Source organism: Richelia sinica FACHB-800 (assembly GCF_014698825.1).
Lineage (GTDB): Bacteria > Cyanobacteriota > Cyanobacteriia > Cyanobacteriales > Nostocaceae > FACHB-800.
In genome coordinates this window covers 1-10,556 of the sequence record NZ_JACJTT010000069.1, presented here as the reverse complement: position 1 = coordinate 10,556, position 10,556 = coordinate 1, and the positions used below count along the sequence as shown (strand labels likewise).

Here is a 10,556-nt window from a genome sequence, read left to right as displayed (position 1 = left end):
CAAGGACGTTCTGTTATTGACTTTTTTGACCAAGCTATCAAAGCAATGGTTAACCCTGCTGTGCAGACTCCTTCTTTAATTCCTCACATTTAGACCTGAATCCTTACGTTTAAGAGCATTAGAGATTAACTCATTAATTACTAAGCCACAGGGAATGGCTTGATCTATATTTAAATTCACTGCATCAATATCAGTTTCAAGATTAATTCTTCCTGGTACAACTTGATAAGAAATCAGCAAATTTGCCGCCAAAGTATTAATATATTCAGCAATATTTAGCTGACCAATATTAGGAGAGGTATATAAATTTTTATGAATTAAAGATATAGATTCAATGCGATTTTGACTTTCTCTCAATGCCTTGATCACTTCTGGATCTTGAAATGTGTCTGATTGCAGTTGTAAAAGACTAGAAACAATTTGCAAATTATTTTTGACTCGATGATGAATTTCTTTGAGCAATACCTCCTTTTCAGCTAAAGCACTTCTTAACTCTGTTTCTGCCTTTTGCCTTTGGGTGATTTCAATCTGGGCTTGCTGTAAGATATTCGACTGCTTAATGGCGATCGCTAATTGTACAGTTAGCTGGTCCAGTAAATCTAATTGGCTCTCCTCCCATTCCCTGGGTTGAGAACATTGATGTGCCACCAATAAGCCCCACAAATAAAAGTCTGCATTTTCCCCATTCATATCCAAAAGAATAGGTACTACTAAATTTGCCTTGACTTCAAATCTTTCTAATAATTTCACATGGCAATCACTTAATCCAGCCTTATAAATATTGGGAATTGCTCGTTTGCGTCCCGCATAATATCCTGCTCCCGCACCATGTTGAAAACAAGTATCTTCAACTTCTACACCTAAAGAAACTGTCCAACCAGGTGCAACCGATTCTGCCATAATCTTACCGCTCATATCTGACGCAAACTGATATACCACAACCCGGTCAACTTCTAGCAAGAACCTCACTTCTTGTACTGTGGCATTGAGAATGTCTTGGAGATTTAACGATTGGCGAATTCGCTGGGCCACAGTTCGCATCAGTTTTTCTCGCTCTGCTTGAGCTTTTAACCTCAATTCATTATTTTTTCTTTCCGTAATATCATCTAAAATTTGTAACAGTGAAGGTTGATCATTAAATTTTAAATATCTGAGAGAAGACAACATCCAAAAACAAGTCCCATCTAATTTTTTAAATTGAATTTCACGGGTAGATAGATAACCATTTTGTTTAAACTCAGTTAAGAGTTTTTGCCACTCATAATTATTGGTATATAACTCAGCAATTGATAAATTTAATAAATCTTCAGCCACAAATTTAAAGGTTTGGATAAACTCTGGATTAGCATACAAAATCATGCCATCATCCAAACGAGCAATCACTAACGGAATAGGAATTGCCTGTGAAATAGCTCTAAATCTAGCTTCACTATCTTGCAGTGTAACTTCTACTCGTTTGTGTTCCGTAATGTCTTGAATATCTACTAAACAAGCGTTTTTACCTTGATAATCAATAACTTGGGCAATAATTTCTACAAAAATATATTGTCCATCTTTGCGAGTATGTCTCCATTTGCCCAACTTTTGTAATTGATTGTTGTTCTGTGCTAAAAAAGCGAGTAGCATTGGAACATCTTCTGGGGAATGAATTTGAGTAATTCGCATTTGCAAAAATTCCTCTCGCGAATACCCATATTTAATCAAAGCATTTTCATTAATATCTAAGAACTTCAAGTTATCACAATCATATATCCACATGGGATTAGGATGTTTATAAAAAAGCAAATTAATATCCATTTTTTGCTGATGATTTATATGTTTTTGCTGTAAATCTAACCACTCCATAATTCTTTTAACTAAACTTGTGGCGATGCTTGTTTCTTGCTACACCAACAATAGATTCCATCGACCAGTCAAAAATTCCAGAGCAACAACTGGGTAATTGATTAAGGGTAACCCTGTGTAAACAATAGTCTTAGATGCGGAATTTGTGGTTCTTGTTTTTCTTTTTCTCGTGACAGCATAATTAAGTATTGTTTATTATCTTTGTATTTTTTGATATCAACAATATATAGTATTTAAAACTTAACTACTTGTTGATACTGAAAATAAATATTACATTACTACAAATGATGTTTATACAATCAGCGTAAATGAGTATGGAAAAAAAAGAAATAGGTAGTAAACAAATTCTTCACCAATTTTAGATGAGAAAATACCCACTTTCCTTTTTTAACAAGGATTTTACCCTATAGCAGAACATAACTTTCATGCCATGAAACGCCGCCAATTCTTACTACGTGCCGCGATTACTAGTAGTAGTATTTTAACTACAAATATGTGGTTAAAATCAAGTTTTGCCCAAGCACCAGGAATAATCACATTAGATAAAAATCGTCCATCTATTCCTTATGGAGTAGCTAGTGGTGATATTTCTGGCAATAGTGCAGTTATTTGGAGTCGAGTTGTACCACCTCATCAAGGTGTAAGTCCATCTTGGATGATTGTGGAATACTCAACAGATGAATCTTTCCGAAATAGTCGTCGAGTGATTGGTCAAGCAGCTTTAGCAGACAATGATTTCACTGCTCGCACTTATTTAACTAATTTACCTCCAGGGGAGGATATCTTTTATCGTGTGACGTTTCAGGATACCGCAGACTCTAATCTTTACAGCGCACCTGTGACCGGCTATTTCCGCACAGCATCTCTAGGTAAAGAAAAAGATATTTTCTTTGCCTGGTCAGGAGATACAGCTGGTCAAGGTTGGGGGATAAATCCTGAATGGGGTGGAATGAAGATATACGAATCGATTCGTAAGCTGAACCCCGATTTTTTTATTCATTCTGGCGATACTATTTATGCAGATAATCCTATTCAATCAGAAGTAAAACTAGATGATGGTACCATTTGGAAAAACATAACGATCGCTCAAAAATCAAAAGTTGCAGAAACTTTAACAGAATTTCGTGGTAACTTCATTTACAATCTGCTGGATGACAACATTCTTCGCTTTAATTCCCAAGTTCCCCAGCTAGTACAATGGGATGACCACGAAGTCAGAAATAACTGGTATCCTCAACAAATATTAGATGATCCGCGCTACACAGTTAAGAACGTATCTTTATTAGCAGCGCGAGCGAGAAAAGCCTTTTTAGAATACACACCCATTCGCTTTCATCCCAATGACCCCCAGCGTATTTACCGTTCCTTTAACTATGGGCCGTTACTAGAAATTTTCATGTTAGATCAGCGTAGTTATCGAGGAGCTAATTCTCCTAACCGACAAGCTGTTATAAGTCCAGAAACAGCATTTCTTGGCAACCCACAATTACGATGGTGCAAGCAAAAATTACTCAACTCTCCAGCTACTTGGAAGATAATAGCTAGTGATATGCCTATTGGAGTGATAGTGCGTGATGGTCAAACTCATTTTGAAAATGCTAGCAATGGTGATGGCCCAGCTTTAGGAAGGGAATTAGAATTAGCTGATTTATTGCGGTTCATTAAATATAACAATATTCGCAATGTTGTCTGGTTGACTGCCGACCTTCATTATGCGTCTGCTAACTATTACGACCCAAATCGAGCGCAGTTTACAGACTTTCTTCCTTTTTGGGAATTTATTGCTGGGCCTTTAAATGCAGGTACTTTTGGGCCTGGTCAACTCGACAATACTTTTGGCCCCCAAGTGAAGTTTCACAGTATCCCTGTGGGGATGAAACAAAATCAACCACCAAGTGCTGGGTTACAATTCTTCGGCACCGTGAAAATTGACAGCCAAACAGAAGTGTTAACTGTCACTTTGCATAATTTAGAAGGTAACAACATCTACAGTGTAGATTTGCAGCCAGAGGTTTAGACCTAGGTGAGAGGTGACATTATTTATGCTCTATTTATGCTCTCTTTCACCACATAACAATGGCTCAAAATTAAAAATTGACTCTAGATTTCTCAATTCAAAATAGTATTGTATTACCTTTGTCTTCCTAAAGTTGTAATATAAAGAACAGCTTCATCAGCAGGAATACCCAGAACTTCATTGACTTGATCATCGAAGAAGCCACCGATACCACTGACACCTAAATTGAGACGAATAGCTGCTAGGTTCAGCCGTTGTCCCAAATGTCCTGCATCCATATGTAAATAACGGTAAACGCGATCGCCATATTGGGCAATAGCCGATTTTAAGTCAGCAGTGTGACATAATACTGCTGCTGCATCCCTGCCTAATTCCTGCCCTAAACACAGAAAATGCAATTCTCGGCGGAAATTTTTAAAGCGAATTTGCCGTAATTCTTGCGCCTTAGGTGCATAATAATAACAACCTGCCTCCAAACCTTTTACACCACTCACAGCTACAAAAGTTTCAATCAAATTCAGGTCAAAATAATCAGGATGATGGTCTAGGTTTTGGTCGATGTAATTTTGGGGTTGATATGTAAAATCAAGTAAGCTCTTGAGTTCATCTAATGTTAAATCATCACCGCTGTAAGCACGAGTAGAGCGGCGTTTATATATGGTGTTGGCTAATTCTGATAAATTTTCTCCCCAATCAATTGGTGTGGTAGCTGTAGAAATTTTGTCGCAAAAAGAAAAATTATATTTATCTTCTAAGGATTTTTCTGGCTGTACTGTGGGTAAGGTCATTTTTCCACTAGTACCTGTTTGAATTTCTGTGTGGTGATGAAAATATTTGAGTAATTCTCCATCTGGTACATATGGATAATTAGTTTCTGTACTAGAAGGTAGCGCAGTAGGCCCCACTGGTAAGTTTTGGCGAATATCTAATAAATCTGCCAATGCTAAAACTGCTGTAGCTCCTTCCTGTTCCGAGTCTATATAAAGTAACTCATTCACAGCTTCATCAATAAAACCACCAATTAAGTGGGGACGATAATCAGTAATCGCACCAGCCAACTCTATATTGCCCAGCAAATGCCCTGTATCCAAAAAAATGCGTCGATAAGCTCTATCTTCATATCGCCAAGCAGAACGATAAAAAACCCCTGTGATGATGATAGCTAATTGGGTATTTTCTAAACAAGGATTCCAAAAACAAGCAGCTTGTAAAGCTTGCCAAACATCACTTTCCCAAAAGTGTTTAAGAGAATGATTACGACATTGATAGTTGTAAAGTCCCGGTGGTAAAAAAGGCGTACCACGAGAAACTAGATAAACTTCCGCTGGATATAAACCACCAGCACTGGGTGCCGAGCGCAAATAAACAGCACTACCTAAAGAAGGCATTCTTGCAGTTAGTCCATAGCTGTGAAATAGCAACAGAGATATACGTCGCCATAGTTGAGCATCTGGGTTGGTGGCAAATTCCTCAGAAGTCTCTTGTAAATAAGGCTTGAGGTCAAAATCATTGCCTATTTTGTACTCTTTAAAAGGCACTGGTTGTTTTGCCCAGTCTATGCGTTGACTTTTAGAAGCCAATGTGTCGGGGTCGTATTTTGTCCGTTCGTGGTAATGTTGGGCAATGGATTGGTGTATTTCTGGCATAACGGTGTTAAGAAACAACGAGTTCAGGAATTGAGGACTATGGCTGAGGCCACGTGCGCTATCATCAAGCGTCACTTTGGGAAGTGAATATAGCGGTGTAGAACTGATGTCAAGGGCTGTTATTAAAAATTAAGGGGGAAGAAAGAAGAAGATAAAACCTGAAATCTCTTTCTTTCCTTCATAATCTGCTTTTGGTTTTCTGGTGATATTTTTAATACCTTTGTAATCCTGTTTTTGATCTTGACATTTATTAGTCCTATGATTTCGTGTGAATAAGTACAAACCTTTCTAACATGGGAAAAATCCCCAACCCTCACCGTTTCACTAAAATCTCCAATCTACAATCCAAAATAGTCTAAAACTGCTTGCTGATAGCTGAATCCTTAGTGTAGTTTGACAAAAGATTGATTTTTTCGCTGTACTATATTAGGCGCAAAGCTCTCTTGCCAATGATGGATCTGCGATGATACCTGTACGTCAAACTTTATCAAAGCCTGATGTAGAAATTTCTTATCTAGAGTGGCATCAAGGCCAAGAACCATTGCTACTGTTACATGGAATGGGTGATCATGCTTTAGTGTGGTTGAGTCTGGGAGAACACTTGGCAGCAGATTACCATATAGTTGCCCCAGATATGCGTGGTCATGGTGACAGTAGTAAGCCGGAAAAGGATTATAGTTTTGAGAGCGCGATCGCTGATTTGGAAGCACTGATGGATAAATTGGGATGGTCTACGGCCCATGTGGTGAGTCACTCGTGGACAGGTAAATTAGCTGTCATCTGGGCCAGGCAAAATCCCCAACGCTTGCGTAGCATTACCCTCATTGACCCTATTTTCATCTGGAAAATGCCCAGTTTCCTGAAAATAACTTTTCCCCTCTTATATCGTGTTCTACCATTCCTCAAAAGTATGGGGCCTTTTGCCAGTTATGAGCAAGCCCAAGAGCAAATCAAACAATTAAGTCAATATCAAAGCTGGAATGTCATTCAGCAACAAGTATTCCAAGCTGGTATTGAACAAAAACCAAACGGTACTTGGGGAAGCAAATTTACAATTGCGGCCCGTGATGGTATTTTTGCAGCTGTGATGGAAGTACCAGGTTTCATTGGACCAATTGATACTCCTGCCCTGTTTATACAGCCTGAGAAAGGTGTCAACCGCCAAAATTGGCAAATTCAACCGTACACAACCAACCTGACCAACCTGGAACTGTGTCGGGTTCCTGGTAATCATTGGCCTTTCTTAACTGCACCAGAGCCATTTAACCAAACTGTAGCCAAGTTTTTAGCTACTCAAACAGGAAATGGTCACTGAAGATGGTGAAGTTTAAATTTTCATTTTTGAATTCTGAACTTTCATATATGAGTCTTTGCATCAACCCAGCTTGTCTTCAACCCAACCACCCCGATAATGACGAAAATCGCTTTTGTCAAAGCTGTGGTTCCCAGTTGGAATTAATCGGCAGATTTCGAGTTATGCGGCTGTTGAGTGACAAAACTGGGTTTAGCAATGTTTATGAGGCCTATGAACTAGATACACCGAAAATTCTCAAAGTTCTCAAAGACGAATTAGCCAACAACAACAAAGCCGTGTCCCTGTTCCAGCAGGAAGCCACTGTCCTCAGACAGTTAAATCATCCTGGTATTCCCAAATCAGAAGGCTATTTTCAATATCAAACTAGGTTGGGCATGGTGTTGCATTGTCTAGTCATGGAAAAAATCGAAGGGCCCAACTTAGAACAATGGCTTAGACAGCAGCAAAATCGACCAATTTCTCAAGGTCAAGCGATCACTTGGTTAAAACAATTAGCAGAAATTTTGCTATTAGTCCATGATAACCAATATCTGCATCGCGATATCAAACCATCTAACATCATGATTCGCCCTGATGGGCAACTTGTATTAATTGACTTTGGCACAGCCAGAGAAATTACTAGAACCTATCTCGCTCAAGATGGGGGAATGACAGCAATTATGTCCTCTGGTTATTCTGCTCCAGAACAAAGAAGTGGCCAAGCTGTTCCCCAATCAGATTTTTTCGCTTTAGGCACTACCTTTGTCTTTCTGTTAACAGGAATTCACCCAGAGGATTTATATGATCCTCGTCTCAATACTTTGCAATGGCGACATCATGCCACCCACGTTTCACCAATATTGTTAAACTTCATTGATTGGTTAATGTCTCCTTTCCCCGAAAAGCGTCCTCTCAATGCCAGAGACATTCTGCAACGTTTAGGGGAAATTGAAAGTCAACTTCTAGGTAATACCTCCGCCACTGTCAATGTTGTTGGCAACTTACAAACAGAAGTTTGTGTTAACCCACCATCAACCCATCACACCGTTAAACCTCAACCAAAAGAACCAGAAAAATTAACTTTACTGGCTTGGTTAGCTGCCTTAATAGTTTCCTTGGGCTTACTTTGGTCTGTGGCTTTAGCCACACGCAACACTAGATTTGCTGCCTTACCTCCAGATTATGGTCAATTACCAGAAAAGAAAGGCAAAGTAGATTATTTCCCCTATGAAGAAGGAAAAGATAGTCAAGGTAGAGTGGCTGAATTTAACATTGCTGTTTTATCAGTAGAATACAAATGGCAATTGGGTAGCACCTATCAAATTAGATATAACGATAGATTGATTAATTTAGATGATTTAAGAAACAACCTAGAACAAGAAGGTATCCAAAAAATCATGGAAAACCCTCATGAAATTATTTCCGTGGGTACAGCTTCTTGTGAAGGTGATGTAGCTACTGAACAAAGCCGCGCCTTAGAACGTTCCAAGCAAATTCAACTTTTAGCCAAAAAACTCTTTAGAAATACACCTAGCGTCAAAGGTTATAGGTTATTAAATCTTGGTCAATTTCAGCGCAAAGATTGCCAAGGTAATCAAGATTTAACCGCCTATCAGCGCAGCATTATTATTATTGGAGTGAAAAAACAATCTGAAGGTGTAATTTTAGATGAAGCTTTGCGCGACAGATTAGAGAAAAAACCCTTTGCAGACTTTAAATTAGCAGATTATTCCTTGGGTTCTCCACAACAATTCAAGACCATACCGAGTAACTTGAATTAAAAACAAAAATCTAATATCACTTGAGCCAAGATACCCATCTTACAAGACGTTGAATATTAAAATCATAGGGTGCGTTGTATGTTATAACGCACCACTCATTTATTTAATATTAGGCAATTTGTGGTTGTTTCAAGTGCCAATTAGTCAACTGTTCATAGGCATAGGCAACTTGGAAAAGTTGGTCTTCTCTTAATACTTTGCCAATTAGTTGTAACCCAATAGGCAATCCTTTGCTATCAAATCCACAAGGTATACTTAAACCTGGCAAACCAGCTAAATTGACAGGAATAGTCATTAAGTCATTTAAATACATACTTAAGGGATCTGTAGTTTTTTCTCCAGCCTGAAAAGCTGTTGTCGGAGCAGTTGGAGAAACTAAAACATCAAACTTTTCAAAGGCTTTTTCAAAGTCTTGTTTAATCAACGTGCGAACTTTTTGGGCTTTCAAATAGTAAGCATCGTAATAACCAGCAGATAAAGCATAAGTACCAATCATAATTCGCCGTTTGACTTCTGCACCAAAGCCTGTAGCACGGGTGCGGTTATACATTGATAGAAGATTATCTGCATCAGGAGAACGCAAACCATATTTAACCCCATCATAACGAGCTAGGTTCGCTGATGCCTCCGATGGTGCAATGATGTAATAACTGGGTAAACCGTAACGGAAACTGGGACAGGAAACAGTATGAATTTCTGCTCCTAGCTCTTGTAGCTGCTCAATAGCTTTAGTCACAGCCTGTTCAACTTCCGGGTCTAAACCTTCACCAAAGGTTTCTGTAATGACCCCAATTCTCAATTTATTTCTAGCTTTCAAGTCTGGTCTTAAATGAGAAGCATAATCAGGAATTTCCACCTTTAAACTAGTAGAGTCCTGAGGATCATAACCTGCGATCGCTCCTAATAGTATAGCCGCATCTTCAACGCTGCGAGCAAAGGGTCCAATTTGATCCAAAGAAGAAGCGTAAGCCACTAAACCATAACGTGACACTAAGCCATAAGTGGGTTTTAAACCAACCACACCACAAAAAGAAGCAGGTTGACGAATAGAACCTCCAGTATCCGAACCCAATGCAACCACACATTCATCTGCTGCAACTGCCGCAGCTGAACCACCGGAGGAACCACCAGGAACTCGTGATAAATCCCACGGGTTAGCTGTAACTTGGTAAGCGGAGTTTTCTGTGGAACTCCCCATAGCAAACTCATCTAAGTTGGTTTTGCCCACCATCACCGCCCCAGCTTCAGCCAATTTTTGAGTGACTGTAGATTCATAAGGTGGAACAAAATTTTCCAAAATCCGAGAACCACAGGTAGTGGGGATTCCTTTAGTACACATATTATCTTTAATACCAATAGGAATCCCTGCTAACAGCCCTATTTCTTCTCCAGCCGCTATTTTTGCATCCACTGCACGAGCCTGTTCTAGAGCCTGTTGTGCCGTTATATGTAAGAAACTGTGCAATTTTGGCTCTAAGGCTTGAATACGATCTAAAGCTTCTTGGGTAATTTCAACGGCAGAACGTTCTTTTTTAATTAGCTGTTCATGCAACTCGCGGATGGATGCCATAATTTTTCTCTTTATCAATCAAGTCATAGATTTTAGCATTTACAGGTGTGAGGATAGTGCTTTGTTCGTTGATAGGCTATCTTTTGTTTGAAACCCAGAGTAATTTATCAGGTGCAGCTAGCTATGCTGTATCCCTCTTGAGAGACCTTAAGCCACTATATTTTCGTTCAATTTTAACTTTCAAGATACGGAATATTTTTATCGGTTCGAGAGTATCTATTGTATAAGATAAGATGAGTATGTGATATTTTTGCTCAAAAAACCAAAAGCCCCCGCATGAAGAATGAGGAGGCTTAGGAGAAGAGAGAACCTGGCATCGAGCTATTGTGACAATCGGCTACCCGAGAACTATCGTCGCCGCAGCAGCGTTTCACCTCTGAGTTCGGGAAGGGATCAGTGTGGT

General features: G+C 39.1%; 6 protein-coding genes and 1 rRNA gene. 3 read left to right on the top strand and 4 right to left on the bottom strand.

What is annotated here, in order from left to right:
• Positions 1 to 75: 75 nt before the first annotated feature.
• Entirely contained in the window at positions 76 to 1,845 is a 1,770-nt protein-coding gene (locus H6G73_RS23805) for a PAS domain-containing sensor histidine kinase (protein ID WP_242034301.1), read from the bottom strand.
• Positions 1,846 to 2,275: 430 nt separating this feature from the next.
• On the opposite strand from H6G73_RS23805, the gene H6G73_RS23800 reads away from it, so the two are divergent.
• On the top strand, positions 2,276 to 3,862 hold the full coding sequence (locus H6G73_RS23800; RefSeq protein ID WP_190608972.1) for an alkaline phosphatase D family protein: 1,587 nt from the start codon (positions 2,276 to 2,278) through the stop codon (positions 3,860 to 3,862).
• A gap of 113 nt (positions 3,863 to 3,975) precedes the next feature.
• Here H6G73_RS23800 and H6G73_RS23795 read toward each other — a convergent pair whose 3' ends face one another.
• Entirely contained in the window at positions 3,976 to 5,508 is a 1,533-nt protein-coding gene (locus tag H6G73_RS23795) for a SagB/ThcOx family dehydrogenase (protein ID WP_190608970.1), read from the bottom strand.
• A gap of 463 nt (positions 5,509 to 5,971) precedes the next feature.
• Between H6G73_RS23795 and H6G73_RS23790 the strand changes: the two genes are divergently transcribed.
• A complete protein-coding gene (locus tag H6G73_RS23790) occupies positions 5,972 to 6,823 on the top strand; it encodes an alpha/beta fold hydrolase (protein ID WP_190608968.1) in 852 nt (283 codons plus the stop codon).
• A 47-nt stretch (positions 6,824 to 6,870) separates the two neighbouring features.
• Positions 6,871 to 8,583 (top strand): serine/threonine-protein kinase, encoded by a 1,713-nt coding sequence (locus H6G73_RS23785; RefSeq protein ID WP_190608966.1) that lies wholly within the window; start codon positions 6,871 to 6,873, stop codon positions 8,581 to 8,583.
• Positions 8,584 to 8,692: 109 nt separating this feature from the next.
• Here H6G73_RS23785 and gatA read toward each other — a convergent pair whose 3' ends face one another.
• Both gatA and rrf read right to left on the bottom strand, forming a co-directional pair.
• On the bottom strand, positions 8,693 to 10,153 hold the full coding sequence (gene gatA / locus H6G73_RS23780) for an Asp-tRNA(Asn)/Glu-tRNA(Gln) amidotransferase subunit GatA (protein ID WP_190608965.1): 1,461 nt from the start codon (positions 10,151 to 10,153) through the stop codon (positions 8,693 to 8,695).
• A 308-nt stretch (positions 10,154 to 10,461) separates the two neighbouring features.
• Positions 10,462 to 10,556: ribosomal RNA gene (rrf, locus tag H6G73_RS25230) — 5S ribosomal RNA — on the bottom strand; the annotation flags it as partial.

Bases quoted from the DNA above. Each gene is read 5' to 3' on its own strand.
- H6G73_RS23805 (WP_242034301.1), bottom strand. From the start codon at position 1,845: ATGGAGTGGTTAGATTTACAGCAAAAACATATAAATCATCAGCAAAAA.
- H6G73_RS23800 (WP_190608972.1), top strand. From the start codon at position 2,276: ATGAAACGCCGCCAATTCTTACTACGTGCCGCGATTACTAGTAGTAGT.
- H6G73_RS23795 (WP_190608970.1), bottom strand. From the start codon at position 5,508: ATGCCAGAAATACACCAATCCATTGCCCAACATTACCACGAACGGACA.
- H6G73_RS23790 (WP_190608968.1), top strand. From the start codon at position 5,972: ATGATACCTGTACGTCAAACTTTATCAAAGCCTGATGTAGAAATTTCT.
- H6G73_RS23785 (WP_190608966.1), top strand. From the start codon at position 6,871: ATGAGTCTTTGCATCAACCCAGCTTGTCTTCAACCCAACCACCCCGAT.
- gatA (WP_190608965.1), bottom strand. From the start codon at position 10,153: ATGGCATCCATCCGCGAGTTGCATGAACAGCTAATTAAAAAAGAACGT.